A 26,362-nucleotide genomic window follows, 5' to 3' on the forward strand; every position below is an offset into this window, starting at 1 on the left:
GTATGAAACTTGAACGAGTGCTACAATTTGCAAAAACATTGATGGAAAAGTCAGTATGTGATGGGGACTTTGTTGTGGATGCCACGCTTGGGAACGGTCATGACACCCTGTTTCTAGCTAGACTTGTCGGGGAATCAGGTAAAGTATATGGATTTGATGTTCAAGAGCAAGCCATCAAGAACAGTCAATCACTTCTTCTTGAACACGGTCTTGAGAAGCGAACAACATTATTTCATAAAGGACATGAACATCTACTTGAATTAATTCCAAGTATCCATCACGGTCATGTAAAAGCGGCAATCTTTAACCTTGGCTATTTGCCAGGAAGTGATAAATCGATTGTAACCATGCCTGGAACAACCATTTCTGCAATAGATCAGTTACTGAAAATCCTTTCACCTCAAGGAGTCATTGTCCTAGTCATTTATCACGGCCATCCTGAGGGAGCAGTTGAGCGGGATGAATTAATGACCTATGTTCAAAATATCGATCAAAAACAAGCTCGTGTTTTACTTTATCAATTTCTAAATCAAAAAAATCATCCGCCGTTTATAATAGCGATAGAAAAAAATTAGCCTGACATCAATAGTTGTCAGGCTTCTTTATTTTGAACGATGGATGGTGTTGTTTTATTAATTCTTTTTTGAAACCGGCGATAAGCTCGTCCATTCCAATAGAAAAACGAACTAATTGGTCCACCCTTTTTGATAAGTTCTCGCGCTAATTTTTTCACTTGCGGTTGCTGCTTTACTTTTTCATCTGATAAATAAATTCCAATTAGCCCTCGGTTTATTAATTGATGAAATTTTCGATTTGGTAGACCTTCAGTATATCGATCTGCTTCTGATAAAAAATGGGTTAATCGCTGGAATAACTCTTCGTGACTTTCGTAATAAAAGCAAAAATTCAAATCGCCACCAAGCCTGTCCTCTTCTTGATCAATAAAATAATCTAAAAGGATATGTAAACCTTGAATATAGGGAAAATAGCCATTATAAAGCTTAATTGCATCTTCCTTTTTAAAATCATCCCTCATGCAATAAGAAACTAAGCAAAAAATCCCTAGGGTCGAACCTGAACAGGCAGAAAACTCATACCATTTCATGGATGGGAGACTAGATTCATATTGATTAAACCAATTTTGCAACCTATCTACCCTTTCATGAACGACTACATGCTTATGAACTTGAAGATTGCTATAGTAGTTACACAAAATTTGTAGATCTGATTGTATCTCTTTGTAGGCAGGAATCTGACCTAGTACGGTTTGGCAAGTGGTTACTAAATCAGACAAGTAGCCCCCGTCATCTTGATCATTACGTTTACGGTAATAGTTTCCTCGATTATTAATAGGAGAAAGTGCATCACGCATTGATTCATGAAGTGCCGAAAAATCCTCTGGGTCAAGTGAAGTACTGCGATCGCAAAGATTATCTAAATAATCGCTTATCGTTTGATAAGCTACTATAAATCGAATCGACTTTTTATAATCATGTTTGGCTAAAAGTGCGAGTATGGATCCACCTTCACAATGGAACGTTTTATGATTGATACTAGCTAGTGCCTGTTTTCTTAATTCTACATTCGGAATTTCACTGGCTCGTTTTTTCCAATATGCCAACTCTTCATGAACTGCAGGCAAAATTCTCACATAAACCTGCCACATTAAGCTAACAGGGGAAGTCGGAATCTTCAATTTGTCAAACCCTTTCTACACAAAATAGCCTAGTGCTCTTAATTGTCCGTCTATGAAATCTTTAGAATACTCGAATACTGTTTCTCTTTCAGGTTCATTAAAAATTTCATGATAACAATCTGGCCATTCTTTAAATCGTTTTTCTGTTAAAGGAGCAAGATTAAACCATTCTTTTACCGACTGTTTATTCACTATTTTATCATCACCAGCTTGCATTACTAGCATCGGAACGTCTTGGATTTTTGAAATTTGACCAAATGCTATTTTCATGGCAGCAACTAGTTCGCGATACCAACGAACGGACATCTTTGTCACATATAATGTATCATTTAAGTCAATTTCTCTAACTGCTAAATTCCTTGTTGCCATTTCAACTGATAAGCCAGAATCCATTCTTAAGCTAGGAAAAATGATATTTATACCATGAGACAGAATATCTAGAAACTTTGAAGGTGTATGAGTTAATCCAACACATGGTGAGGATAATATGACTCCAGCAAGATTAAGTCGCTCTTCTTGAAGTAAACGTATCGTAATAAGCCCACCCATACTATGTCCAATGAGAAACACAGGCAATTCAAATTGATACGCTGCTTGAATCCAATCTTTTACTTCATTAATATATTGACTAAATGAGTCAATATGCCCTCTATTTGATCTTGTCGTCAAACCTTGTCCTGGAAGGTCTCCCATAATGACATGATACCCTGATGAGCGCCACATTTCAATTAACCAGCCATACCTGCCATGATGCTCTGAAGCACCGTGAACGATAACAATAACAGCTTTAGCCTCTCCCTCTGTTTCCCATTTCCACATAACTCTTCCCCCTTTATACAGTTTATTCTTGATGCTGCTTATCCTAGGATTAAATTAATCCTTTATTAATGGCTCTTTTCGTAAATTATTTTGTTAGGAGACATATTATCAAAGAGCCACACTGATACCCCTAAACCGTTTCATTGCATGAGTGGTTACGAAAAGATGCCCCGAAGTAAAATTTCAATCGTAGCTAACATTATTTCGAAAGGTAACATTATATGCGAAAACATCTTTATTTATCTATATCATTTTCGATACAATAATGGATGACAATAAATTTAAGGAGAGCTTACTATGATCTACCCTTACAATGGAAAATACCCAAAAATAGCCCCATCAGCCTTTATTGCCGATTATGTTACCATTACTGGAGATGTCACAATCGGAGAAGAATCAGGTATTTGGTTCAATACGTCTATTCGTGGAGATGTAGCTCCTACGATTATTGGCAACAAAGTAAATATTCAAGATAATTGTGTGTTGCATCAAAGTCCTAACAATCCGCTTATTATTGAGGATGAGGTGTCTGTTGGACATCAAGTTATTCTACATAGTGCCATTATTCGTACTCGAGCCTTGATCGGAATGGGTTCCATTATTCTCGATGGAGCTGAGATTGGTGAAGGTGCATTCATTGGTGCTGGGAGTCTTGTGCCTCAAGGTAAAAAAATTCCACCAAACTCACTTGCCTTTGGACGACCTGCAAAAGTAATACGCCAACTAACAGATGAAGATATCATTGATATGCAACGTATTTCAAGGGAATATGCTGAAAAGGCTCAATACTATAAATCACTTCAGCAAGGATGAACCTATCTTATATTATAAACGTTTGAAAACTCATTTAAAAAGCACCCATAGTATATACTTGGGTGCCATTTTTATATTAGATTACATTGGTTGCAATGTTCCCATCGTAGCTGACTCAAAATCATACACTTTTTCTACATATATTTGATGCCAAACCATAAACATCAAGACTGTCCAGATTTTACGACTATTATCCGCTTTATTTTGACAATGGTCTTCTAGTAGTTTTAGTAAATAGGCTTTATTGATTAAATGATCCGTGTTGCTTTCGCGGATTATTTTTTTCGCCCAATCGTTCATTTCAGCTTTCAGCCAATGACGAATAGGTACAGGGAAGCCTAGTTTTTTTCGATTTAAAACATGAGCAGGGACAATCCCCTCAGCCGCTTTTCTTAAAATGTACTTCGTTGTCCCATTTGCAGTCTTAAGACTTGTTGGGATTTTAGATGCAATGTCAAACACAGCCTTGTCTAAGAATGGCACACGAAGCTCTAAAGAATGAGCCATCGTCATTTTGTCCGCTTTTAAAAGAATGTCTCCACGCATCCATGTATGAATATCGATGAACTGCATCCGATCTACCGGGTCATAGCCTTTACTTTCTTCATATAAAGACTTAGTAATGTCAGTGTAATCAAGATTTTCATTATAACCCTTTAAAATATAACGCTTTTCTTCTTCGGTAAACATTTTCGCATTTCCGATATAACGTTGCTCCATCGGAGTTACACCACGCTCAATAAAGCTTTTCCCCTTAGTACCTTCAGGTAAGCAATTGGCAATCCCTTTCAGCAAGGCTTTACCTACACGAGGAATTTTATTAAATACCTCTAATGATTGAGGTTCACGATAAATATTATAGCCTCCGAATAATTCGTCTGCCCCTTCACCAGAAAGTACAACTGTCACATGCTTTCTCGCTTCTCGAGCAACAAAATAAAGCGGCACACAAGCAGGGTCTGCAAGCGGATCATCCATATGCCACATTATTTTTGGAATCTCATTCATATATTCCTCTGGTGTAATCACATAACTAATATTTTCAACACCCAACTTTTCTGCTGTTTCCTTCGCCACATCAATTTCACTAAATCCATTGTGCTCGAAACCAACAGAAAACGTCTTAATACCAGGATGAAACTCCTTCGCAATCGATGCGATAATTGAAGAATCAATTCCACCTGATAAAAACGAGCCAACAGGAACGTCTGAACGCATATGCATTTTTACACTATCAAAAAGAACATCTTTAATTTCAGTTATGAAATCAGATTCTGATTTTTGAACAGGATGGAAGGAAGCGCGCCAGTATTGCTTAATTTCCATTTGAGCATTCACTTTTTTGGTGAAATAATGACCCGGCTCAAGCTTTTGAATGCCTTCTGTCATCGAATATGGCTCTGGAACGAATTGATACGTCAAATAATGCTGTAAGGCCACCCTATTTAGCTCTTGTTTTTCCAAAGCTAACAAAATACTCTTCTTTTCAGAGCCAAAATACGTACGCTGACCATCATAATAATAAAATAATGGCTTGATACCAAAAGGGTCACGAGCTCCGTATAAGGATTGTTCCTCTTTATCGTATATTAAAAAAGCAAACATTCCACGAAGCTTTTCAACGGCCTTTTCTTTATAGTGGCTATACAAGGCGATAATTACCTCGGTATCGGAATGAGTAGCAAACGTAAGACCTGCGTCAAGCAACTCTTGTCTTAGCTCCAAATAATTATAAATTTCACCATTAAATATGATCCAATAGCGTTCATTCTCATATGTTAATGGCTGATGTCCACTTTCAATATCAATAATACTTAAGCGGCGAAAACCAAATTGAATAAAATCATCATAAAAATAACCATCATCATCTGGTCCACGATGGGTAATAACATCATTCATATTCTTAAACAATTCTTTATCAACATCACGATACTCTTGTGCCTGATCGTGTATGCAACCTATAAATCCACACATTATGTATGTCACCTACTCCGTTTCTCACTTTGTCTAGTATAATCTTGATAGTATTATAAAAAAAACAACACTTTTTATACTATCACATTTATTCCCTGTTTTTAATGATTTAACTCATTTGTAATATTATTGACGACAAAATAAAAACGAGAGTTACAAAAAATGTAACTCTCGTTTTTATTATTTACCAGCTTGCGCTTTAAGTGTTTCTGCTTTGTCTGTTCTTTCCCAAGGAAGATCAACATCTGTACGGCCAAAATGTCCGTAAGCAGCAGTTTGCTTGTAGATAGGACGACGTAGGTCTAACATTTTAATAATTCCAGCTGGACGAAGGTCGAAGTTTGCACGTACCAAATCTACTAAAACGTCTTCAGAAACAGAAGATGTTCCGAACGTATCAACTGAGATGGATACTGGATGTGCTACCCCAATTGCATAAGCAAGTTGAACTTCAACTCTATCAGCTAAACCAGCTGCAACGATGTTTTTAGCTACGTAACGTGCAGCATAAGCAGCTGAACGGTCAACTTTTGTAGGATCCTTACCAGAGAATGCACCTCCGCCGTGACGTGCGTAGCCGCCATACGTATCAACGATAATTTTACGGCCAGTAAGCCCTGCATCCCCTTGTGGTCCACCGATAACGAAACGACCAGTTGGGTTAATGAAGTATTTAGTGTTTTCATCGATAAGTTCTGTTGGAACTACTGGATTGATAACATGTTCTTTAAGATTACGTTGAATTTGCTCTAAAGTAATTTCTGGATGGTGTTGAGTTGAGATAACAATGGTGTCGATACGAACTGGCTTATCGTTTTCATCATATTCAACTGTTACTTGAGTTTTACCGTCTGGACGCAAGTAAGGAAGGATATCTTCTTTACGTACATAAGTTAAACGACGTGCTAAATTATGTGCTAATGAAATCGGAAGAGGCATTAGCTCTTTTGTTTCATTACATGCAAAACCAAACATTAATCCTTGGTCTCCTGCACCAATTGCATCAAGCTCTTCTTCAGACATTAAGCCTTCACGTGCTTCTAATGCTTGGTCAACACCCATTGCGATATCAGCAGATTGCTCTTGGATAGCGGTTAAAACAGCACAAGTTTCAGAGTCAAAGCCATACTTTGCACGATCATAACCGATATCTTTAATCGTTTGACGAACGATTTTTGGAATATCGACGTATGTAGAAGTAGTGATTTCTCCAGCAACTAATACTAAACCTGTCGTAACAGATGTTTCTGCAGCGACACGAGCATTAGCATCTTTTGCTAAAATAGCATCTAAAATTGAATCAGAAATTTGGTCACAAATTTTATCTGGATGACCTTCAGTTACTGATTCAGAAGTAAACAAGCGACGTTTTGTTGACATCCGAATTCCTCCTATATATGAACCTTTAATGATACGGTACTCATTCCCTAATAGTATGAATAAAACAACGAGTTTTTATGAAATGATATTCAAACTGAAACTCGGCTGTGATTAATTAAAAGGCAACTTTCCAAACAAATAAAAAAACCTTCCCAAGAATTCTTGAGCAAAGGTTGTTGGTTGTTTAATCCGCGCCTTTCACTCTTATCGTTCAAGGTCTATACCTTGCGCAGGTTTAGCACCTTTTCCAATGAACAGACCAAGTTTGATCTATTATAATAATTGGCAGGTTGCTGGGTTTCATAGGGCCTGTCCCTCCACCAGCTCGGGATAAGAGAGTATCCGTTCAAAGTAGAATATTACCTTAAATTATTGAACACTGTCAATGTTTTTTTGAAATTTTTTTCTTAAAAACTTTATCTAATCTTTCTGAATAGTATAGACTAATTAAGCAAATGTGTTATACTAATTATCGAGAATTATCTACTAATTAAGAATTTATTCGTAAATTATTTACAAATCAGTAAAGGAAGGTAATTATTAATGAATTCTACAAGTATACCTAATGAATTAAATGCATTATTAAAAGGTGAAAATGTTCAAGTTCAATTATCAGTTCCACAATTAGTGGAGAAGGTTCTTACAAGAGAAGAAGGCTCACTTACATCCACTGGTGCTGTTCGAGCGACTACTGGTAAGTATACAGGACGATCGCCTAAAGATAAATATATTGTAGAAGAAGATTCAGTGAAAAGCAAAATTGATTGGGTTTCAAATCAGCCTATATCAGAGGAAATCTTCTCCAATTTATATACCAAGGTGTTAGAATACTTAAAAGTTCAAGAAGAAGTATTTGTTTTTAAAGGCTTTGCTGGTGCGGATAAAAAATATCGCCTACCGATTCAAGTTATTAATGAATTCGCTTGGCATAATCTGTTTGCCCATCAATTATTTATTCGCCCTAATGATGAAGAATTACTGGATCACCAATCGCAATTTACAGTGATTTCTGCACCGAATTTCAAAGCAAACCCTGCTGTGGATGGAACGAAATCAGAAACCTTTATCATCATTTCTTTTGAAAAGCGTGTTGTTCTAATTGGTGGTACTGAATATGCTGGTGAAATGAAAAAATCTATTTTCTCTATTATGAACTATTTGCTTCCAGAGCAGAATATCTTCTCTATGCACTGTTCAGCTAACGTCGGCCGTGAAGGTGACGTTGCGTTATTCTTCGGTTTATCTGGAACTGGTAAAACGACGCTTTCAGCTGATGCAAACCGTCGCTTAATTGGTGATGATGAACATGGCTGGTCACCAAACGGTGTCTTTAATATCGAGGGCGGTTGCTACGCGAAATGTATTAATCTTACTCGTGAAAAGGAACCACAAATTTACGATGCCATTTCTTTTGGAGCAGTTCTTGAGAATGTCGTGTTAAACCATGAATCAAGAGTAGCTGACTATGACGACAACTCTCTGACTGAAAATACACGTGCAGCGTATCCTTTACAATCAATATCAAATATTGTTGACCCAAGTGTTGCTGGTCATCCGAACACAGTTGTCTTTTTAACAGCTGACGCGTTTGGAGTGTTACCTCCAATCTCTAAATTAACAAAGGAACAAGCGATGTATCACTTCTTAAGCGGATTCACATCTAAACTGGCAGGAACAGAGCGTGGTATTACATCACCAGAAGCGACTTTCTCAACATGCTTCGGTTCTCCATTCCTTCCACTTCCAGCAACAGTTTATGCGGAAATGCTAGGTAAAAAGATTGATGAGCACAATTCTCAAGTTTTCCTTGTGAACACAGGCTGGACAGGTGGCGAATATGGCGTTGGTAGCCGTATGAAATTAGCCTATACACGTGCAATGGTGCAAGCCGCCTTAGAAGGTGAATTAATGAATGTGGAATCAGTGACCGATCCGATTTTCGGCTTAGAGATTCCTCTACATGTTGCGGGAGTTCCTGATGAAGTGCTTCAACCAAATAAAACTTGGGCAGATCAGGCTGCTTATGAATTAAAAGCAAAAGAACTCGCGACAAAATTCCGTGAGAATTTCAAGAAATTCACAAATGTTCCTGTTGATATCGAAGAAAAAGGCGGACCGACTGCTTAATTTTAAATGAAAGACCACTCTTTACGTTTCAGAGTGGTCTTTTTTGTTTTGTCATTAATCTGACAATGTTTATTTAACACTACATTCTTTTTTACAGATAAAATTATTTTTAGATAAGTATCTTTGGTGGAGGTGGAGTGGAGGAATGTTTTTAAAACATCGGTCAGAACCGTTAGAATTAAGAATAATGCGATATTTATATTTAAGAATGAGGTTGTCTTCGAAGGAAGTAAATCGATATTTTAACTTAGTGAAGGGATATATTGGAGAGCAAAAGTTTGATGTTTGGCTTGAAAGCCTCTCGAATGGTTGGATTATACTAAATGATTTACTGCTTGAAATTAACAATACTATATTTCAAATTGATTCATTGTTATTTTCTGAAAGGTCAATTTATCTTATCGAGGTAAAAAATTTCGAAGGAGATTTTTATATCGAAAATGAACGGTGGTATACATTAGCGGGAAAAGAAATAAAAAATCCTTTAGATCAATTAGATAAAAACGAATCTTTATTAAGACAACTACTCCAAGAGCTAGGAATTTCCGCATCCATTAAACCTTATCTCATCTTTGTCAATCCAGACTTTCATTTGTATCAAGCCTCTATGAACTTACCAATCATATATCCAACACAGCTCAATCGCTTTTTCAAAAGATTAAATGAGGAGCCACCTTTTTTGGAAAGGGAACAATTAAAAATTGCAGAAAAGTTGATGTCCTTGCATCTAAAAGACAACCCTTACTCGAGGATACCGTTTTATAATTATGATCAACTAAAAAAAGGAACTTTTTGTTATAGCTGCCACTCCTTTGATGTGGAGTTACTGGGAAATAAGATAGTGTGTAATAAATGTTACTGCCATGAAGATGTAGAAGCTGCGATCTTACGCATCGTGGAAGAAATTACGATTCTATTTAAGGATCAAAAAATTACAACCAATGTTGTTCAGGAATGGTGTGGGGTTATTGGTTCTAAGAAAACGATACGGAGGGTGCTAATGAAAAATTTTAGACAGATGAGCCATGGAATGCATTCTTACTATATTAAGTAAATTCTGTTGTTTTTGGTCACCATGAACCTTTCTTGGTGACCAAAACAACTCTTTTTTTGGGTTTGTAGGCTCCAAGATCCTTTCTTGGCGACTGGTACACACCTTTTTTTGGGTGCACGGGCTCCAAGATCCTTTCTTGGCGACCGGTACACACCTTTTTTTGGGTTCCTGGGCTCCAAGATCCTTTCTTGGCGACCGGTACACACCCTTTTTGGAGTTCCCGGGCTCCAAGATCCTTTCTTGGCGACCGGTACACATCCTTTTTTGGGTGCACGGGCTCCAAGATCCTTTCTTAGCGACTGGTACACATCCTTTTTTGGGTGCACGGGCTCCAAGATCCTTTCTTGGCGACCGCTACACCTCTTTCTATTGGTTTCCGAGCTCCTAGAACCCTTCTCAGCGACCGCTACACCTCTATTTCCTAGTTACCGGGCTCCAAGAACTAAACTAAAAAAACGAGCACCCACAAGGCACCCGCTTAATTAGTAGAATTCAAAGAAACAAGCTGATATGTAATTTTGGTTTGTTTATTTTCCCACTCGACTTTTTTGATGACACAGGTCCCGCTTGAATCGCTTTCTAATGTTTTACGGACGTCTAATGGAATATCAATTGGATATAAACGATAATCGTCTTTTGTTAACTCGAACCAATTATCTTCAATTCGTACCTCGCGTCCCTTCGTTACAACGAGTGTATTTAATTCTAATGGCATCCCCATTTTCATCGCTCCTTAATCTTGTGTTTACTTACCACTATAATATCATTAATCAATTTGTCTTTTCATCCATTTACATAAATCTGACACGACTTTTCGGTTGATAGCTGGAGGAAAGTAATGATTCACTTCTTCAAAATACCAACTTTCTACAAGCTTATTATGAGCCTTTAATGATGTCTCCAAAGCATAGGCATGTTCTACTGAAACATTCGTATCTTTAACTCCATGAATGATGAGAACTGGTGAAAACAATTTTTCAATTTGCCCTAATGGTGTACGCCATTCATATCTTTCCGGATATTTAGTTGGGGTACCACCAATTACGCGTTTCATCATTTTTCTCATATCTAGCCGCTCTTCATAGGTTAAGAACATGTCAGAAACTCCGCCCCAGGTTACTAGGGAGGCAGCATCTGGAAACTGAATAGCTGTTAACAATGCCATTACTCCTCCACGAGAGAAACCAAATATATGTACTTTTTTTACCCTAGGATGTGAAATTAAAAGTAAATAGGCAGCAAATGCATCGGCTCTGTCATCACCTCCAAAATCTTCGTTCCCTTCTCCTCCTTGATTTCCTCGATAAAATGGAGCAAAGACGATAAAGCCTTCTGCGGCAAATTGAGCAATTCTAGATGGACGTACCTTCCCTACATTCTTAATTCCCCCACGTAAATAAAGAAACCCGTCCAGTACCTCACCTGTTATTGGTTCCGCTAATAAACCTTTCACCTTTAATCCTTCTGAAAGATAAGTAATTATTGAAAGCTCGACATTGGGATTTGGGGAAGGAAATCTTTGTATATGAACTATTCTTCCCTCCTGTTGATTAACCATGAAGTTCAAACACATCCTTTTGTAAAATTTATATCTAGGCATTCACACATTTTTTGATTACTCATACGATAACTTAGATTAAAAAATCGCCCAATTTTTAATGTAAAGGGAGGCACCAGGATGAAGAAGAGATGGCTCAAAGGCAGTTTTTCAGTATTTTTCATTTTAATTTTAATGTTCTCAATGGCAGCTTGTAGTAGTAAGGACAAAGTACTAAAGGTTAAAGTAGCGGAAGTAACACATTCGATCTTTTATACCCCACAATACGTTGCCCTCGAAAAAGGATTTTTTGAAGATGAAGGTCTTGATGTTGAAGTAACCACTGTACCAGGTGGAGATAAAACGATGACAGCCTTAATTTCAGGTGGCGTCGATATTGCACTAGTTGGCTCGGAAACCTCCATCTATGTCTATGCCCAAGAAGCGAATGACCCTGCGATCAATTTTGCTCAGCTCACACAAACTGATGGCACTTTCCTTGTCTCACGTGAGAAAGTGGATAATTTTTCTTGGGACCAACTAAAGGGTAGCACCTTCCTCGGTCAACGTAAAGGCGGAATGCCCCAAATGGTTGGTGAATTCGTTTTGAAAAAACACGGCATTGATCCACACCAAGATTTAGAGTTAATTCAAAATGTGGATTTTGCTAATATTGCTCCAGCTTTTTCCTCAGGAACCGGTGATTATGTTCAATTATTTGAACCAACTGCAAGTGTTTTTGAACAAGAAGGTAAAGGGTATATCGTTGCATCATTCGGTAAGGAGTCTGGGCATGTCCCATATACTACTTTTATGACAAAACAAAGCACGATGAAAGACAACAGTGAGATGGTTGAAAAGTTTACTAAAGCAATCTATAAAGCTCAACAATGGGTTGAAGAAAATTCCGCTCAAGATATTGCAAAAGCAATTAAGCCACAGTTTCCTGATACAGATGTAGAATTAATTGCTACTGTGGTAGAACGTTATAAGAGTCAAGGTTCTTTTGCAACAGATCCAATTCTTGATGAAGAAGAATGGAATAATCTACAAAATATCATGGATGAAGCTGGCGAACTACCATCTCAAATCGACCACTCAACGCTTGTTAATACAAAAATCGCAGAAGGTGTTATGAAATAATAACGAAAAAATTTTTTCAAGGGAGGCCGGACTATGAGTTTTTTAGAAATAACAAACATTCATCACACGTATTTCACCAAAACATCGGCTAATACGGCCCTCTCCGATGTTTCGATTCAAATTGAGGAAGGAGAATTTATCTCTTTCCTTGGCCCTAGTGGCTGTGGAAAAACTACTCTTCTCTCCATCATTGCTGGGTTAATAGCACCTACATCTGGTACTATCTTTCTTGAGAAAAAACCGGTGAAGCAATCTAGTCACAAAATTGGCTATATGCTGCAGCAGGATTATCTTTTTCCTTGGAAAACAATAGAAGAAAATATATTTTTAGGACTTAAATTATCAAATCGTTTAAATGACGATACACGTAAATACACTCTTGAACTTTTACAAAAAATGGGCCTCGGACCTGTCGAAAAGCTCTCTCCAAAACAGCTATCTGGAGGGATGAGACAGCGTGTAGCTTTAGTTCGAACGTTAGCGACCGAACCTAAAATTCTTATGTTAGATGAACCATTTTCTGCATTAGATTATCAAACGAAACTAAAGCTAGAAGATTTAGTTTCTACTACCCTTAAAGCATTTGGAAAAACAGCAATACTCGTTACCCACGATATTGGTGAGGCTATTGCCATGAGTGATAAGATTTATTTATTTGCTGCTAATCCAGGTCGAGTTCATAAAACATTTATAATTCCAGAGGAGTTAAGGAATTTAACACCGTTTCAAGCACGGGGTCATGAGCAATACACGAAAGTCTTTCAATCCATTTGGAAGGAGCTGGAGTCACTTGAATTCAGAGAATAACACTCAGCTTCTCCATCAGAAATATATTGATTCGTTAAAAAGGGAAAAAAAGTGGGTACGATTTTACCAGTTATTAATCTTTCTTCTCTTTTTTTCAACATGGGAAATAGCTAGCCAAAGAAATTGGATTGATCCCCTTTTGTTCAGTTCACCAACTAAAATATGGGGTCTCTTAATAGACAAAATCCAAGATGGTACACTGATTGCCAATATTGGAATTACCTTAACCGAAACGGTATTTGGTTTTATCCTTGGTACCTTTTTAGGAACGTTATTAGCTGCGATACTCTGGTGGTCACCATTTGTATCTAGAGTGTTAGATCCTTATTTAGTTATCTTAAACTCCATGCCTAAGGTAGCTTTAGGTCCTATTCTCATTGTGGCGTTAGGCCCAGGCTTTTCTTCTATCATTGCAATGGGGGCCATTATTTCAATCATTATTACCACCATTGTTGTCTATACGGCTTTTAAAGAAGTGGACCCAAATTATTTAAAGGTGCTTCAAACCTTTGGTGCCACACGTGCCCAAAGCTTTAAGGAAGCTGTTCTCCCTGCGTCCTTTCCTACAATTATCTCAACTTTAAAAGTAAACGTTGGTCTTTCATGGGTTGGGGTCATTGTCGGAGAATTTCTTGTCGCCTCAAAAGGCTTAGGATATATGATTATTTATGGCTTTCAAGTATTTAACTTTACATTAGTTCTACTGTCCTTATTGGTTATTGCGGTATTCGCTACGATTATGTATCAATTTGTTGATTTTGTTGAACGAAAATTGATAAAAGACAAGTAAAGGGTGTTTTCAGAATGATAAGCACCCTTTATCTTTTTCAATAATATTTCCTAGAAAAAGTTCTATCATCTGATCTTGCATAATAAAACTATACTGGCAGTCAAATCTTTCTTTTAACAATTCTTCCTTCTTAATCAACACTGGACCATCCGTTTCGAGGTAATTCGCCTTTTTTTCCAATCCATTTATTATACCCAAAAATACCTTTTTAATAAAGAAACCGGAAGAATCTGTAACCTTATAGGAACCTATAGGAGTAAGTTTTTCTATGGACGCACCGGTTTCTTCCCATACCTCACGATGTGCTGCATCTTCAAGGGATTCTCCCTTTTCGGCCTTTCCACCTGGAAATTCCCAGCCTCTTGTTTTATGGTTTGTTAAGAGCCAGTTTTCTCCATAATTACAAATAACAAAACATGGTCCACTTTCTCTGAAAAAGTGCTTGGCTCAAAAATTAATTGCACCTTATGTCCATTTACATCCAAAAACTCTCTCATTCCTTTGTCCCCTTGTATCATTTTACTTAATTATATACCGAACCGTGCTTTCATGGAAAAAGAATGAAAAACCTATGAGTGAATAACCCATAGGTTCAGGTGTTAGTTCAGAATCCCCATACTTTCAATATGACTCCTAGCCTCTTCATCTCCTAATTCATGAATCATGGAATATACTTCTTTCATTGTGCGATCGTAAGCATCGTTCTCACGGTCATGATGGTATTCAACAAAAGGAATGTGGGCTCGGAAAAAGTTTTGCCACTCAGTTGAATAATTTTGGTCAAAATACTCTCGAAGTTTAATAATTTCATCGTCGTTCGCTTCAATTTTATAGTTCCACGAGGAGCTTGTTGCACTTTGGGAAATCTCACCTGTTCCAACTGCAACATAGTATGTCTTTTTTTTACCCATTATCGGCATCTTCCTTTTTATTTATTTTTATAAGTGGTACAGTCATTTTTCGACATTTTAAGTCGAGACTTTTCTGCTACAAATTTTAATTAAATACTATTATTCGTTTCCCACATTAGTATATAATTTATGCAAGTTTAAATTATGCAAAGGAATTTCTCTCAAAGTACAAAAGGAATAATTTTCATTTTTAAGGGTATTCCATATATAAGAGGATTTTAATTAAGGAGGGTGAAAAATGAAACTAGTTGATGAACTATTTGAGCTTTATCGAGATAAACTTACAGGTGACGAAGAAGATATTGATATGTTGGCTTTCGCCTTTTTAGAAGAAATGGAGTATGAAGATTTATTGCATATTATTAAAGAAATGGATAAACAAGAGTTATATAATTTAATGGGCGTTTATCTGATTGAAAGTTTAAAGGGGAAATTTGCCCAACAGGAATATGGGCAGAGACGAGCACCAATTTACCCTCAAAGAAACATTCATTAAGACTTCATTACATATACAAAATAGCCTTCCCTACTCTAATTAGGGGAGGCTTTTTTTGAACCAAAATTGTTACTATTTATGTTAAAATGAAATAAGAGGGGGGAAAATGATGTTCACAACTATTATGATTATTTCCGTCATTATCGTGTTAGTCGTTTTATTACTTGCGGTTGTCACTACTTCAAGGGCCTATACGTATAATCATACGATTGATCCAGAAGCACCTGAAGAAACTACTTCAGTTAAAGAAACTGATAGAAACAAAAAGGACTCACAAGACTAGATGTCTTAAAAGTGAGTCCTTTTCTTTTATGCAAGGCTGTTTTCGCAAAGATTGTTGCTTTTCGAACTAAGTTTAAACCCGTATTTATTAAGGCTTCGGGGCATCTTTTCGTCATTGTTTTAAATATTTATGTGCTATTCCATTATTTTTATTGTTATTTTAGAAATAATACAATCAAAGTTTACGAAAAGAGCCTTATGCAAAAACTTGCTTTAAATCTTCTTTACTTTGATCTAACCAAAAACGCATTAAACGCTTAGCGCCATCAAGGTCATGTAATTTTGCTTGACCACATTGCGTTTCGTTTGCAGCTGGAATTTCAACCGTTTCGATAGCATCTGTCATCGTATCATGTAATAAATCAATGATTTCTTCGACAGATGGATTGCCACTCACTACTAAATAATAGCCTGTTTGACAACCCATAGGTGAAATATCAATAATATCAAAATGGTCATACTTCTCAGAATGAGTTCGAAGTGTAAAAGCTAATAAATGCTCTAACGTATGAATGACATCTGGCTTCATTGCTTGTTTATTTGGTTGACAAAAACGTATATCAAATTTATTTACCACACCATCGCTACCTACATTATGAACTCCACAATGTCTAACATAAGGCGCTTTAACAGCATTATGATCTAATTCAAAGCTTTCTACTGAAGGCATCAATTTCACTCCTCTATGAACTAAAAATACTACAAATCTATTATACATTAAATCCCGAGTAAATTCATCAACTTACAAAGATTTTCTTTTTTCTATTCTTTTTTAGACGAGGAATCATAATTATGGTATTGTGTTTTAAATAGGATGGTGAATTCAATGCTGCAAAAAGTCTTTATTGCTATCATTCGTTTTTATCAAACCGTCGTTTCACCGTTAAAACCACCTACTTGCCGCTTTTATCCGACCTGCTCTCATTACGGATTAGAGGCAATTAAGCGGTTTGGTCCCATTAAGGGTGGTTGGTTAACAATAAAAAGAATCGGTAAATGTCATCCATTACATCCAGGTGGGATAGACCCTGTACCTGAAGAATTACCAGGAAAACTTAAGAAAGCGCCTTAGTATAGATTTACTAGGCGCTTTCTTATTTTATGCGCTATTTTTCATACCCATTTACAACTAAATCTAACTTCCCTGTTTTTGGATCAATGACTAAGCCATGAACAGGGATATCTTTTGGCATTAAAGGATGTTTCTTAACAACATCAACACTATGCTCAACACTTTCATTTACAGATGTAAATCCATGTAACCAATCAGAAACATTTATACCTGAATAAGAAAGTGTCTGCAATGTTTCTTCTGAAATCCCTTTATGTTTCATTTTTTCGATGATTGAATCAGCCTTCATCCCACTCATCCCACAATCATAGTGACCAATAATTAACACCTCTTGTGCTTGTAATTCGTATACGGCCACTAATATACTGCGCATAATACTCCCAAATGGGTGCATGATTAGAGCTCCTGCATTTTTAATTGTTTTTACATCACCGTTCGAAACATTTATCGCTTTTGGTAAAAGTTCTAGTAAACGAGTATCCATACAAGTAAGAATGACCATTCTTTTATTTGGAAACTTTGTTGTCTCGAATTCCTCATACTTTTTCTCTTTAACGAACGATTCATTGTAAGCTAATATTTCACTCAATAAAGTTTGTGTTTGCATACTTTTTCTCCTTTATACAAAATGGAATATTTTCCTCTTGCCAAGTTAAATAAATTTATGTATGATACTAGAGGAAATCGGAATGATTCCGTATTACTCTTATTTTATTAAAAAATACAGTAATGTACAAATTTAAATAATATTTTTTTGTTACATAAATCGGAATAAATACGATTTAACATAAAGGAGGTTTTCACCTTTGAAAAAAGCATTTATACTCCCTATTTTATTCTTATTATTAGGCTCTATTCTTGTAGGATGTTCAGAAAAAAAGGAATCTACTAAGGAATCTACTAACGAAGATGGTACGATTACTGTTTATACTACCGTTTATCCCCTTCAATATTTCACGGAAAGAATTGCTGGTAATTTAGTGTCAGTAGAATCCATTTATCCGCCTGGGGCAGATGAACATACATTTGAACCTTCACAAAGGGATATGATGAATATAGCAGATGCGGAAATGTTTTTCTATATCGGATTAGGATTAGAAGGATTTGTTGAAAAAACAAAAACAACACTTAAAAATGAAGATGTAGACTTTATTTCAGTTGGTGATAAACTAATCCTTCCAGAAAGCTCTCATGAATCTGAAGAAGAACATGATGAGGAGGGGCATCACCATGAACATGGCGACATCGATCCTCATGTTTGGCTAGATCCCATTTATGCAAAAGAACTTGCCATTGCTATTAAAGATGAATTAGTTACAAAATTACCGGCTGAAAAAGAATTGCTTGAGAATAACTTACAACAGCTTGTTAGTGAGCTTGAAACACTTCATACAGCTTTTCAATCAACAATAGAAGGTGCTAACCATAAAGAAGTAATCGTTTCTCATGCAGCCTTTGGTTATTGGGAAAAACGATACGGATTAAAGCAATTAAGTATATCTGGTATATCTTCCGCATCTGAACCTTCTCAAAAGGACTTAGAAAAAATTGTAAAGCTTGCGAAAGAAAAAGATCTTAAATACATCTTGTTTGAACAAAATGTGAGTTCAAAGCTTGGAGAAATTATTCAAGGTGAATTAGGAGCAAAGGCATTATCCTTACACAATTTAGCGACATTAACAGAAAAAAATGTTCAGGATAAAGAAACGTATTTTAGTTTGATGAACAAAAATATCGAATCCCTTAAGATTGCATTAAATGAGAAAAAATAAACACCCTCACGATTAGGGTGTTTATTTTTTATATAGTCATCCTAAAGTCTGTGTTTCTTTCCACCAACTCTTTAGCTTATGGCGGACTAACTTTTTGGCTGCATTTCTTGGAAGCTCATCTATAAATACAATCTTTTTTGGTACCTTATATTTTGCTAATTTACCTAGACTAAAGTCTATTAATTGTTCCCTAGTTAAAGAAGTTCCCGCTTTTTTCACTACTATAGCTACTGGAACTTGTCCCCATTCAAGATCTTCAATACCGATAACTCCCGCTTCTAACACCTGTTCATGAGACTGTAAGATTCCTTCTATTTCAGCAGGATAAATATTTTCACCACCTGAAATGATTAAATCACTCCTTCGGTCTTGAACAAATAAAAAACCATCCTTATCTAAATAACCGATATCCCCTGTTGAGAGCCAGCCGCTTTGAATTTTTTCATTTGTTACAGATGGGCGATTTAAATAACCGATTGTGACATTTGGACCTTTAATAAAGATTTCGCCAGACTCTAGAGGTTTAGCTTCTGTATCTTGGCCGTTTTTTATTTTAAGTTGCACTGGAAATAATGGTTTTCCAGCAGAACCTAGCTTTGCTAAACTATCTTCAGGCGATAAAGTGACTACTTGTGAAGCCGTTTCAGTCATTCCATAGGTTTGGTAAACAGGCACATTTTTTTTGACGCACTCCTCAAGTAAGTGTTTAGATAATGGCCCACCTCCAGCAAGCGCACAGCGGAATGTACTAGGTAAAGGTGCATTCATTTTATCTAATAATCTTATTAACATGGTGCTAACGACTGAAATGATGGAAGCACGATTATGAATAATTTCTTTTAGTACCTTTTCTTCATCAAAACCCTCGTGCAAAATGACTGTCATCCCGTATATGATTGACCTCATAAGAATAGAAAAACCGCTAATGTGAAATAGAGGCACTGCACATATCCATCTATCAGTATCATAAATCCCTAAATTAAGTGCTGCACCCGTTGCGCTCCACCAATGGTTACCATACGTTTGAAGAACGCCTTTTGGGGTTCCTGTTGTTCCAGAAGTATACATGATGGAACAGATGCTATTTAGACTAATCTCTTCCGGTACGATGATAGCAGTTCGTTTTTGTTTAAATAGCTCATGTTTAAGCATTATTGGACCTGTTAACCCTGAAAATATTGGCTCATATTTCTCCTCTGTCACTAGTAAGATTGTATTTGAATCTTTTATTTGCCATTCAATTTCAGAGGTTGTAAGCCGATTATTTAAGAAGACAGCGATACTTCCAAGTAATTGGATACCAAAAAGGATAAAAACCATATCAATATGATTTCTTAATAGTACTCCAACATGATCCTCTTTCTTTACCCCTAGTGTTGTTAACTGTTCGGCAACTATTTGCGCTTGTTCATAAAGTTCTAAAAAGGTCACTTCTTGATCTTCAAAAATAAAGGCAACTCGATTGGGAGTAAGATAAGCTCTTTGTGCAAGTAAATTTGGAATTGTCTCCATGGCCGTCATCTATTCTAATCCTCCTAAAAAACGATAAGAAAACAGCCTGATGGGTTACCATCAAGCTGTTTCAATACTGACCAAAAATGATTTAGCTAACGAGTGAAAATCAAGGGAAACGTGGGAATTGTCCAAAATCAGGCTTGCGTTTTTCCTTAAAGGCATCTCTACCTTCTTTAGCTTCATCAGTTGTGTAATATAAAAGTGTTGCATCTCCAGCTAATTGCTGTAAACCAGCTAAGCCGTCTGTATCAGCATTCATCGCTGCTTTTAAGAAACGAAGAGCAGTTGGACTCTTTTCAAGAATTTCTCCACACCATTTAAGCGTCTCATCCTCGACCTGGTCAAGTGGAACAACAGTGTTAACTAGTCCCATATCAAGTGCCTCTTGTGCATTATATTGACGACATAAGAACCAAATTTCTCTTGCCTTTTTATGTCCAATAATTCTAGCTAAATAGCCAGAACCATAACCAGCATCAAAGCTACCAACATTAGGGCCTGTTTGTCCAAATACAGCATTATCTGCAGCGATGGTTAAATCACAAACCACATGAAGAACATGGCCTCCACCAATTGCATAGCCTTTTACCATTGCTATTACTGGCTTAGGAATAACACGAATTAAGCGTTGAAGATCTAGAACATTTAAACGAGGGATTTTATCCTCACCTACATATCCTCCATGTCCTCTAACGGATTGATCTCCACCTGAGCAAAATGCTTTTTCTCCTGCCCCAGTAAGGACAATTACTCCAACACTTTCATCATCACGTGCATAAGCAAATGCATCAATTAATTCCATCACTGTTTTCGGACGGAAGGCATTGTGTACATGTGGTCGATTAATCGTAATTTTAGCGATACCATGATATGTTTCATATATGATATCTTCGTACTGGTGTCCGGCAATCCATTCTACTGCCATAACGGATTCCTCCTCAAATTATGTATTAAGCAAAAACTCACTTACTATTGTACCAAATTTTTCTGGTTGTTCCACATGAATTGCATGTCCACATTGTTCTACTTTATAAATTTGCCCATTTTTCATAAGTTTTTGCATTTCTTCTGCTATTTGGCAAAATTTATGGTCAAGCTCACCGACAAGCATAAGGACGTCTGCCGTTATTCTATCTAGAGCTTCCCAACATGAAGGTTGCATTCCTGTTGACATGCCCCATAAAGCATTTGCTAACGATGTAGGGTCATTCGATAAACGTTGTTTTCTTAGGCTTGCTCTTTTTTCTGGTGATAAAGTTTTTTGAGATTCAAATAAAGGAATATTCTCCCAAAAATCAACAAAATTTTCTAATCCTTGTTCAGTTATTAAAGCACAGATTTTAGCATCAGATACAAGTCTATCTTTTTGTTCCTGTTCTGTATTTAATCCTGGTGACGCACTTTCTAATATTAATTTACGTACTCGATTAGGGTACAGAATGGATAATGCTATGGCCAGTCTACCACCCATTGAATAACCTAGAATATCAACTTTATCAAATCCAAGCTTATCGATTATCTCAATAATTTGATCAACTACGGGTATAAAATAGTATTTAGCCCCATCAAGCGAATCCGTTTTGGTCGTTCCATGCCCTGGAAGATCAGTCATAATTAACTTTGACTTTTCTCCTAAAATAGAACAAAATGGCTTCCAGCTTGCTCCACTTCCAGTAAAACCATGCAACATAATAAGCGGAAAACCTTCTCCACAAACCTCTATATGGTAAGTAACTTCATCTACCTCTATCTTCATTACTCTTGACCTGCAATATAATTTTCGATTTCCCGGGAAACAGAATTCCACAAATTCCGATGTTCTATAACATTTTTTTCTCGATTTGTCGGAACCTCAATTACCTTTAACCCTTTTTCCCTTTTGATGTGTGACCAATAAGAATGAAACTCGTCCCAATTTTCGGTTTTTGCATATGTACCACCATACATTTTCACAACATGCTGAAAATCGATATCTAACGGAGTTCCAAACAGCAATTCAAAATTCTTAGGATGGTTTACTTGAGGTAAGAAGGAAAAAATTCCTCCACCATTATTGTTAATAATGATAATGGTAATATCGATATTTAATATTTTTGAGGCTAGTAGTCCATTTAAATCATGATAAAAAGTTAAATCACCGAGAATTAAATACAAGGGTTTCGAATAAACTGCAGCTCCTAAAGCGGAGGAAACGATTCCGTCAATCCCATTTGCCCCTCGATTGGCCATTACTTTTATTGATTTGTTATTAAAATAGAAAAATGAGTCTAGGTCCCGGATAGGCATGCTATTTCCAACAAAAAGTGTGGAATTTGAAGGGATAATATCAGCTAATAGGGAAAAAAGTTTTCCTTCATCCATATCTTTAAGATCTTTCACTGCTAACATACGCTCTTTTGCTATTTCGTTAATAGCGGTCCATTTTGAGCAGTTACTATTTACAAGTTCATCAGGAACAAGATTTGACACAGATTCGCAAAATAATCGTTCATCACAGAAAACCATTTCAGTTGCTAAAGCGGATGGATCACGCCAGCCGCTACCACCATCCACAACGATATGGATAGCATTATGGTTCTCTTTTAGGAAGTTAGATAGAGCTTTTGAAACTGGCATAGCACCAAAACGTAGGACAATCTCAGGTTTCAAGTAATTCCTTGCATATTCATTTCGTAGAAAATTATCATAACAATCGACAATTAACTGACCATCGTGCTCCCCACTTCTTAATTGGGAAAGTGGGTCTGCGAGAATCGGAAAATTCAACTTAGCTGCTAAATCTATTATCCCTTCTTCAAAACCTTCTTCATCCATAAGGCCACAAATGATAATTCCGTTACGATTTTCAACTAATTTAGTTGCCAAGGCTTCGAATTGTGAATGGTTTAATGTCCAGTTACCTGTTTCAATTTGAACATATTTTTCGTTTCGTTCTTCATTCTTGAATAAGTCCTCATTGTCTAGTTGAGGAATGAGCGGCTCACGGAATGGAAAATTCAAATGCACTGGTCCTAAAGGATGAGTACATGCAGTACTTACTGCACGTGCACATGTCATTCGGGCATGTCTAATGACTGATTTTTCTTTTTCCGGTATAGGCATTTCATAAAAAGCCTTCACATGATGACCATATAAATGCAGCTGGTCTATCGCTTGTGGTGCACCTACCTCCCTCAGTTCATGAGGTCGATCTGCAGTTAAGACGATTAGTGGTATTCGTGAGTAACTTGCCTCGATGACAGCAGGATAATAATTGGCTCCTGCTGTACCTGAGGTGCAAAGAAGCGCAACCGGTCTTTTTATCGACTTAGCCATTCCTAATGCAAAGAATCCGGCAGAGCGCTCATCAACTAGGATATGAACTTTCATATTTGGATGTTCTGCCATCATCATTGCCATCGGAGTGGAACGTGAACCTGGGCTAACGACTACATCACAAACACCTGTCAACACAAGTTCATTAACAAAAGCGGCAGTATAAGCTGTTAATGCTTCTTGATTATTCATTTATGTTTCCTCCAAGAGCGTTTAACATCGGTCGGAATTTTATTCTTGTTTCTAAAAACTCACTTTCAGCATCTGAGTTTTCGACAATGCCACATCCCGCAAATAATGAGGCTTCATTTCCTTGTATTAGACCTGAGCGAATCGCAACAGCGAATTCACCACTTCCAAATTTATCTAACCAGCCTATAGGAGCAGCGTAAAACCCGCGATCTAGCTCTTCAACTTCTCTTATTTTTTCAATAGCTTCGTTTTTAGGCATTCCACCTAAAGCAGGAGTGGGATGTAAATGTTCCACCACTTTTAACAATGATGTATCCGCTTTACTTATTCCCGAAACAGGGGTATATAGATGCTGAATATACCGCATTTTCATAAGCTTTGGTTCTTTAGGAATATTGATTTCACTACAAAATGCATCCATTTCAGATTTTATCATGTCGACAACAAACTGATGTTCATTTAAATTCTTTTGATCTGTAAGGAGTTGTGCTCCAAGATGTTGATCCTCTTCCTTAGATGCTCCTCTGGCAATTGACCCTGCAAGACAGGTCGAAAACAACTTTTCACCGTCTTTTTTTACTAATCTTTCAGGTGAAGCACCAATAAAGCAATCCCCGTTTGATTCAAAAGCGAAAACAAAGCTTTCCTTCTGCTCATTAAGCAAATGATGAAGCACTTGTTCTACTTTAATTGATTGATTGAAAATAAGTCGTAGCTCGCGTGCTAATACGACTTTCTTTAAAGAACCTTCTTGAAGGTCTTTTACTAATTTTTCAACCGAATGTTTCCAAGGTTCTGGATTTATTTCTTCTATTTTAAATGGTAAATTCCATTTTTCAAACGTTGGCTTCACGACTTGAGTTAATAGCTCAGTTCGTTCATTCATAATTTTATCAGCCAAGGATTCATCATCATTTTTCGTACAGACAATATTTGTTGTTAAATAAGCTTGCCCCTCCATTATGGATAACATATATTTTGGAAGGTGGAATAAGGAATGGGAGAATTTAGACCACAGCTTCGTTCTTGGCTTTAATGGGTCAAATGAGAAGCCGCCAAAAATAGTTGGACCTACTCCATGAATGTTATGATTATCTGGAATAATCGCATCTTCAAGGAATTGCTCCCACTCTCTCTCAACATGAAAAAAGCGGTCAGTTGACTGATCCGACTGAATTTGCATCATTTTTCCAAGTCCAATAATTATCGTCTTATCGGATGGGTCTTTCCAATAAAACCGTTCCCCCCGAAATAACTTTCTTCCTGCATAAAAAAAAGAAAGAGGATTAATAATATCAATTTTGTGGACTTCGCTTACTAAAATCGGTCTATTGAAATTTTTGGATCGATCAATAGCTGATCGAATTCCATCTTTTAGCTCTGTTTCTTGGATGGTAACCAATTGAATCCCTCCAACACAGTCGAAAAGACTGCAATCCATACCTGTTAAGTTTACTTTAAGATACTACTCATTCTTATAAGATGTCAATATTAGTGATTACATCATACCTTGTTTTTTCCTTATATATATGTTTATGTATGGCTTGGAATGCCCTTCCAGTATTACATATAATAAAGCATTGACACTTTAATGAACTTTTTCTAAACTAGTGATTGTATTGTTTATCAAAATGATTTTTTTTATATATAGATTTTTAAAAAAGGGAGAGAAGATTATGCAACCACAATTAAACTCAAATAACTCTTCTACCATTGTTCATTCGAATCAAGGATTTCGCAAATGGTGGCAGCTTACTCGTCCCCATACTTTGACAGCTGCCTTTGCTCCAGTCTTATTAGGAACTGTATTAGCCAATCAAAATCATACCATTCATATTGGACTGTTTGTAGCAATGCTAGTCGCAAGCTTACTTATTCAAGCAGCAACGAATATGTTTAATGAATATTATGATTTCAAACGTGGACTTGATAATGAGAATTCGGTTGGAATTGGAGGCACTATTGTAAGAGATGGTGTTAAACCGAAAACTGTAATGCAGTTAGCGCTCAGTTTTTATGGTATTGCTTTATTATTAGGAATTTATATTTGTATGCTCACTAGCTGGTGGCTAGCTGCTGTTGGATTGGTTTGTATGGCAGTTGGTTATTTATATACTGGCGGACCGGTTCCAATCGCATATACACCATTTGGTGAACTTGTATCAGGATTTTTCATGGGCATGCTGATCATTCTTATTTCTTATTATATCCAAACAGGGGCAGTGGATGGCTATAGTATTTTAGTTTCTATTCCTAGCTTCATCCTAGTTGGTGCCATCATGCTTTCCAATAATATTCGTGATTTAGATGGTGATAAAGAAAACGGCAGAAAAACATTAGCAATCTTAATTGGTAGAAAAAATGCTGTTACTTTATTAGCAGGCATGTTTATTGTTTCCTACATTTGGGTATTTATTTTAATGGCTCTGCAACTGGTTTCACCTTGGTTAGCAATCATTTTAATCAGCTTACCTAAGCCTATTAACGCAACCAAAGGATTTATTGGTAAAAAGATGCCAATTGAAATGATGCCAGCCATGAAAGCAACAGCCCAAACCAACACCATATTTGGATTATTACTATCTATCGGGTTATTCTTAGGCTACATTCTTTAACACTGTAAAGGATTCGGGGACAGTCCCGCTCCACTTTAAAGCATAAAAGCAC

Annotated in this window: 27 protein-coding genes, 1 pseudogene and 1 riboswitch; of the genes and pseudogenes, 12 read left to right on the forward strand and 16 right to left on the reverse strand. The window is 36.7% G+C overall.

Going from position 1 to position 26,362, the window contains the following annotated elements; all coding sequences use genetic code 11:
* Nucleotides 1–2 precede the first annotated feature (2 nt).
* On the forward strand, nt 3–575 hold the full coding sequence (gene mnmM, locus LRP83_RS13400) for a tRNA 5-(aminomethyl)-2-thiouridylate-methyltransferase MnmM (protein ID WP_230497207.1): 573 nt from the start codon (nt 3–5) through the stop codon (nt 573–575).
* Between the two features lie 17 nt (nt 576–592).
* Here mnmM and LRP83_RS13405 read toward each other — a convergent pair whose 3' ends face one another.
* Together LRP83_RS13405 and LRP83_RS13410 are read right to left on the reverse strand one after the other, a co-directional pair.
* The gene (locus LRP83_RS13405) at nt 593–1,696 is read right to left on the reverse strand and encodes a tetraprenyl-beta-curcumene synthase family protein (protein WP_290369552.1); all 1,104 of its coding nucleotides are present in this window, start codon (nt 1,694–1,696) and stop codon (nt 593–595) included.
* A gap of 15 nt (nt 1,697–1,711) precedes the next feature.
* Nucleotides 1,712–2,515 (reverse strand): alpha/beta hydrolase, encoded by an 804-nt coding sequence (locus LRP83_RS13410; protein WP_230497208.1) that lies wholly within the window; start codon nt 2,513–2,515, stop codon nt 1,712–1,714.
* A gap of 297 nt (nt 2,516–2,812) precedes the next feature.
* On the opposite strand from LRP83_RS13410, the gene LRP83_RS13415 reads away from it, so the two are divergent.
* Nucleotides 2,813–3,328 carry a gamma carbonic anhydrase gene (locus LRP83_RS13415; RefSeq protein WP_230497209.1) on the forward strand — a complete coding sequence of 172 codons (516 nt, stop codon included), beginning with the start codon at nt 2,813–2,815 and terminating at the stop codon, nt 3,326–3,328.
* Between the two features lie 81 nt (nt 3,329–3,409).
* On the opposite strand, the gene asnB is transcribed toward LRP83_RS13415, so the two are convergent.
* Together asnB and metK are read right to left on the reverse strand one after the other, a co-directional pair.
* Entirely contained in the window at nt 3,410–5,302 is a 1,893-nt protein-coding gene (gene asnB / locus LRP83_RS13420; protein WP_230497210.1) for an asparagine synthase (glutamine-hydrolyzing), read from the reverse strand.
* 180 nt (nt 5,303–5,482) lie between these two features.
* The gene (gene metK / locus LRP83_RS13425) at nt 5,483–6,682 is read right to left on the reverse strand and encodes a methionine adenosyltransferase (RefSeq protein ID WP_230497211.1); all 1,200 of its coding nucleotides are present in this window, start codon (nt 6,680–6,682) and stop codon (nt 5,483–5,485) included.
* A 201-nt stretch (nt 6,683–6,883) separates the two neighbouring features.
* Nucleotides 6,884–7,019: riboswitch (SAM riboswitch) on the reverse strand.
* Between the two features lie 206 nt (nt 7,020–7,225).
* Between metK and pckA the strand changes: the two genes are divergently transcribed.
* Nucleotides 7,226–8,809, forward strand: a complete 1,584-nt coding sequence (gene pckA / locus LRP83_RS13430; protein WP_230497212.1) for a phosphoenolpyruvate carboxykinase (ATP) — start codon at nt 7,226–7,228, stop codon at nt 8,807–8,809.
* Nucleotides 8,810–8,954: 145 nt separating this feature from the next.
* Nucleotides 8,955–9,863, forward strand: a complete 909-nt coding sequence (locus LRP83_RS13435; protein ID WP_230497213.1) for a nuclease-related domain-containing protein — start codon at nt 8,955–8,957, stop codon at nt 9,861–9,863.
* 478 nt (nt 9,864–10,341) lie between these two features.
* Here the strand turns inward: LRP83_RS13435 and LRP83_RS13440 are convergent, their stop codons facing one another.
* Complete coding sequence (locus tag LRP83_RS13440) at nt 10,342–10,584, reverse strand: DUF2584 domain-containing protein (RefSeq protein ID WP_230497214.1); 243 nt, start codon at nt 10,582–10,584, stop codon at nt 10,342–10,344.
* 45 nt (nt 10,585–10,629) lie between these two features.
* Complete coding sequence (locus tag LRP83_RS13445; RefSeq protein WP_230497215.1) at nt 10,630–11,421, reverse strand: alpha/beta hydrolase family protein; 792 nt, start codon at nt 11,419–11,421, stop codon at nt 10,630–10,632.
* Between the two features lie 120 nt (nt 11,422–11,541).
* Between LRP83_RS13445 and LRP83_RS13450 the strand changes: the two genes are divergently transcribed.
* The 3 genes from LRP83_RS13450 to LRP83_RS13460 are packed head-to-tail and all read left to right on the forward strand — an operon-like array spanning nt 11,542 to nt 14,140.
* Complete coding sequence (locus LRP83_RS13450; protein ID WP_230497216.1) at nt 11,542–12,543, forward strand: ABC transporter substrate-binding protein; 1,002 nt, start codon at nt 11,542–11,544, stop codon at nt 12,541–12,543.
* Between the two features lie 33 nt (nt 12,544–12,576).
* Complete coding sequence (locus tag LRP83_RS13455; protein ID WP_230497217.1) at nt 12,577–13,350, forward strand: ABC transporter ATP-binding protein; 774 nt, start codon at nt 12,577–12,579, stop codon at nt 13,348–13,350.
* On the forward strand, nt 13,334–14,140 hold the full coding sequence (locus tag LRP83_RS13460; RefSeq protein WP_230497218.1) for an ABC transporter permease: 807 nt from the start codon (nt 13,334–13,336) through the stop codon (nt 14,138–14,140). Before LRP83_RS13455 ends, LRP83_RS13460 begins: the two co-directional genes overlap by 17 nt.
* A 9-nt stretch (nt 14,141–14,149) precedes the next feature.
* Here the strand turns inward: LRP83_RS13460 and LRP83_RS23320 are convergent, their stop codons facing one another.
* The 3 genes and pseudogenes from LRP83_RS23320 to LRP83_RS13470 form a co-directional block, all read right to left on the reverse strand.
* Complete coding sequence (locus tag LRP83_RS23320) at nt 14,150–14,338, reverse strand: hypothetical protein (protein ID WP_354002345.1); 189 nt, start codon at nt 14,336–14,338, stop codon at nt 14,150–14,152.
* 84 nt (nt 14,339–14,422) lie between these two features.
* A pseudogene (locus tag LRP83_RS23325) lies at nt 14,423–14,548 on the reverse strand (NUDIX domain-containing protein); the annotation flags it as partial.
* A gap of 191 nt (nt 14,549–14,739) precedes the next feature.
* A complete protein-coding gene (locus tag LRP83_RS13470) occupies nt 14,740–15,060 on the reverse strand; it encodes a hydrolase (RefSeq protein WP_230497219.1) in 321 nt (106 codons plus the stop codon).
* Nucleotides 15,061–15,289: 229 nt separating this feature from the next.
* On the opposite strand from LRP83_RS13470, the gene LRP83_RS13475 reads away from it, so the two are divergent.
* Nucleotides 15,290–15,547, forward strand: coding sequence for a DUF6154 family protein (locus tag LRP83_RS13475; RefSeq protein WP_230497220.1), 258 nt, complete (start codon nt 15,290–15,292; stop codon nt 15,545–15,547).
* A 106-nt stretch (nt 15,548–15,653) separates the two neighbouring features.
* Entirely contained in the window at nt 15,654–15,830 is a 177-nt protein-coding gene (gene ytzI, locus LRP83_RS13480) for a YtzI protein (RefSeq protein ID WP_230497221.1), read from the forward strand.
* A 195-nt stretch (nt 15,831–16,025) separates the two neighbouring features.
* Here the strand turns inward: ytzI and LRP83_RS13485 are convergent, their stop codons facing one another.
* The gene (locus LRP83_RS13485; protein ID WP_230497222.1) at nt 16,026–16,499 is read right to left on the reverse strand and encodes an S-ribosylhomocysteine lyase; all 474 of its coding nucleotides are present in this window, start codon (nt 16,497–16,499) and stop codon (nt 16,026–16,028) included.
* Between the two features lie 156 nt (nt 16,500–16,655).
* Here LRP83_RS13485 and yidD point away from each other — a divergent pair, with 156 nt between their 5' ends.
* Nucleotides 16,656–16,901: a membrane protein insertion efficiency factor YidD gene (yidD, locus tag LRP83_RS13490; RefSeq protein ID WP_230497223.1), complete on the forward strand. Its 246-nt coding sequence runs from the start codon at nt 16,656–16,658 to the stop codon at nt 16,899–16,901.
* A 34-nt stretch (nt 16,902–16,935) separates the two neighbouring features.
* Here yidD and LRP83_RS13495 read toward each other — a convergent pair whose 3' ends face one another.
* A complete protein-coding gene (locus LRP83_RS13495; protein ID WP_230497224.1) occupies nt 16,936–17,508 on the reverse strand; it encodes a beta-class carbonic anhydrase in 573 nt (190 codons plus the stop codon).
* Between the two features lie 199 nt (nt 17,509–17,707).
* Between LRP83_RS13495 and LRP83_RS13500 the strand changes: the two genes are divergently transcribed.
* The gene (locus LRP83_RS13500) at nt 17,708–18,673 is read left to right on the forward strand and encodes a metal ABC transporter solute-binding protein, Zn/Mn family (protein WP_230497225.1); all 966 of its coding nucleotides are present in this window, start codon (nt 17,708–17,710) and stop codon (nt 18,671–18,673) included.
* A 36-nt stretch (nt 18,674–18,709) separates the two neighbouring features.
* Here the strand turns inward: LRP83_RS13500 and LRP83_RS13505 are convergent, their stop codons facing one another.
* The 5 genes from LRP83_RS13505 to LRP83_RS13525 form a co-directional block, all read right to left on the reverse strand.
* Entirely contained in the window at nt 18,710–20,194 is a 1,485-nt protein-coding gene (locus LRP83_RS13505; protein WP_230497226.1) for an o-succinylbenzoate--CoA ligase, read from the reverse strand.
* Between the two features lie 100 nt (nt 20,195–20,294).
* The gene (gene menB / locus LRP83_RS13510) at nt 20,295–21,113 is read right to left on the reverse strand and encodes a 1,4-dihydroxy-2-naphthoyl-CoA synthase (protein WP_230497227.1); all 819 of its coding nucleotides are present in this window, start codon (nt 21,111–21,113) and stop codon (nt 20,295–20,297) included.
* A gap of 18 nt (nt 21,114–21,131) precedes the next feature.
* Nucleotides 21,132–21,944 (reverse strand): 2-succinyl-6-hydroxy-2,4-cyclohexadiene-1-carboxylate synthase, encoded by an 813-nt coding sequence (menH, locus tag LRP83_RS13515; RefSeq protein ID WP_230497228.1) that lies wholly within the window; start codon nt 21,942–21,944, stop codon nt 21,132–21,134.
* Nucleotides 21,944–23,695: a 2-succinyl-5-enolpyruvyl-6-hydroxy-3-cyclohexene-1-carboxylic-acid synthase gene (gene menD / locus LRP83_RS13520; protein ID WP_230497229.1), complete on the reverse strand. Its 1,752-nt coding sequence runs from the start codon at nt 23,693–23,695 to the stop codon at nt 21,944–21,946. The genes menH and menD overlap by 1 nt, the downstream gene beginning before the upstream one ends.
* On the reverse strand, nt 23,688–25,097 hold the full coding sequence (locus LRP83_RS13525; RefSeq protein WP_230497230.1) for an isochorismate synthase: 1,410 nt from the start codon (nt 25,095–25,097) through the stop codon (nt 23,688–23,690). Before LRP83_RS13525 ends, menD begins: the two co-directional genes overlap by 8 nt.
* A 274-nt stretch (nt 25,098–25,371) precedes the next feature.
* Between LRP83_RS13525 and LRP83_RS13530 the strand changes: the two genes are divergently transcribed.
* Nucleotides 25,372–26,310, forward strand: a complete 939-nt coding sequence (locus LRP83_RS13530; RefSeq protein WP_230497231.1) for a 1,4-dihydroxy-2-naphthoate polyprenyltransferase — start codon at nt 25,372–25,374, stop codon at nt 26,308–26,310.
* Nucleotides 26,311–26,362: the final 52 nt, after the last annotated feature.

The sequence above is a fragment of the Pseudoneobacillus rhizosphaerae genome, assembly GCF_917563885.1.
GTDB lineage: Bacteria > Bacillota > Bacilli > Bacillales > Cytobacillaceae > Pseudoneobacillus > Pseudoneobacillus rhizosphaerae.

What these genes read in the sequence shown, in the direction of transcription:
- mnmM (WP_230497207.1), top strand. Translation starts at nt 3, where the DNA reads ATGAAACTTGAACGAGTGCTACAATTTGCAAAAACATTGATGGAAAAG.
- LRP83_RS13410 (WP_230497208.1), bottom strand. Translation starts at nt 2,515, where the DNA reads ATGTGGAAATGGGAAACAGAGGGAGAGGCTAAAGCTGTTATTGTTATC.
- LRP83_RS13415 (WP_230497209.1), top strand. Translation starts at nt 2,813, where the DNA reads ATGATCTACCCTTACAATGGAAAATACCCAAAAATAGCCCCATCAGCC.
- asnB (WP_230497210.1), bottom strand. Translation starts at nt 5,302, where the DNA reads ATGTGTGGATTTATAGGTTGCATACACGATCAGGCACAAGAGTATCGT.
- metK (WP_230497211.1), bottom strand. Translation starts at nt 6,682, where the DNA reads ATGTCAACAAAACGTCGCTTGTTTACTTCTGAATCAGTAACTGAAGGT.
- pckA (WP_230497212.1), top strand. Translation starts at nt 7,226, where the DNA reads ATGAATTCTACAAGTATACCTAATGAATTAAATGCATTATTAAAAGGT.
- LRP83_RS13435 (WP_230497213.1), top strand. Translation starts at nt 8,955, where the DNA reads ATGTTTTTAAAACATCGGTCAGAACCGTTAGAATTAAGAATAATGCGA.
- LRP83_RS13440 (WP_230497214.1), bottom strand. Translation starts at nt 10,584, where the DNA reads ATGGGGATGCCATTAGAATTAAATACACTCGTTGTAACGAAGGGACGC.
- LRP83_RS13445 (WP_230497215.1), bottom strand. Translation starts at nt 11,421, where the DNA reads ATGGTTAATCAACAGGAGGGAAGAATAGTTCATATACAAAGATTTCCT.
- LRP83_RS13450 (WP_230497216.1), top strand. Translation starts at nt 11,542, where the DNA reads ATGAAGAAGAGATGGCTCAAAGGCAGTTTTTCAGTATTTTTCATTTTA.
- LRP83_RS13455 (WP_230497217.1), top strand. Translation starts at nt 12,577, where the DNA reads ATGAGTTTTTTAGAAATAACAAACATTCATCACACGTATTTCACCAAA.
- LRP83_RS13470 (WP_230497219.1), bottom strand. Translation starts at nt 15,060, where the DNA reads ATGCCGATAATGGGTAAAAAAAAGACATACTATGTTGCAGTTGGAACA.
- LRP83_RS13475 (WP_230497220.1), top strand. Translation starts at nt 15,290, where the DNA reads ATGAAACTAGTTGATGAACTATTTGAGCTTTATCGAGATAAACTTACA.
- ytzI (WP_230497221.1), top strand. Translation starts at nt 15,654, where the DNA reads ATGATGTTCACAACTATTATGATTATTTCCGTCATTATCGTGTTAGTC.
- LRP83_RS13485 (WP_230497222.1), bottom strand. Translation starts at nt 16,499, where the DNA reads ATGCCTTCAGTAGAAAGCTTTGAATTAGATCATAATGCTGTTAAAGCG.
- yidD (WP_230497223.1), top strand. Translation starts at nt 16,656, where the DNA reads ATGCTGCAAAAAGTCTTTATTGCTATCATTCGTTTTTATCAAACCGTC.
- LRP83_RS13495 (WP_230497224.1), bottom strand. Translation starts at nt 17,508, where the DNA reads ATGCAAACACAAACTTTATTGAGTGAAATATTAGCTTACAATGAATCG.
- LRP83_RS13505 (WP_230497226.1), bottom strand. Translation starts at nt 20,194, where the DNA reads ATGACGGCCATGGAGACAATTCCAAATTTACTTGCACAAAGAGCTTAT.
- menB (WP_230497227.1), bottom strand. Translation starts at nt 21,113, where the DNA reads ATGGCAGTAGAATGGATTGCCGGACACCAGTACGAAGATATCATATAT.
- menH (WP_230497228.1), bottom strand. Translation starts at nt 21,944, where the DNA reads ATGAAGATAGAGGTAGATGAAGTTACTTACCATATAGAGGTTTGTGGA.
- menD (WP_230497229.1), bottom strand. Translation starts at nt 23,695, where the DNA reads ATGAATAATCAAGAAGCATTAACAGCTTATACTGCCGCTTTTGTTAAT.
- LRP83_RS13530 (WP_230497231.1), top strand. Translation starts at nt 25,372, where the DNA reads ATGCAACCACAATTAAACTCAAATAACTCTTCTACCATTGTTCATTCG.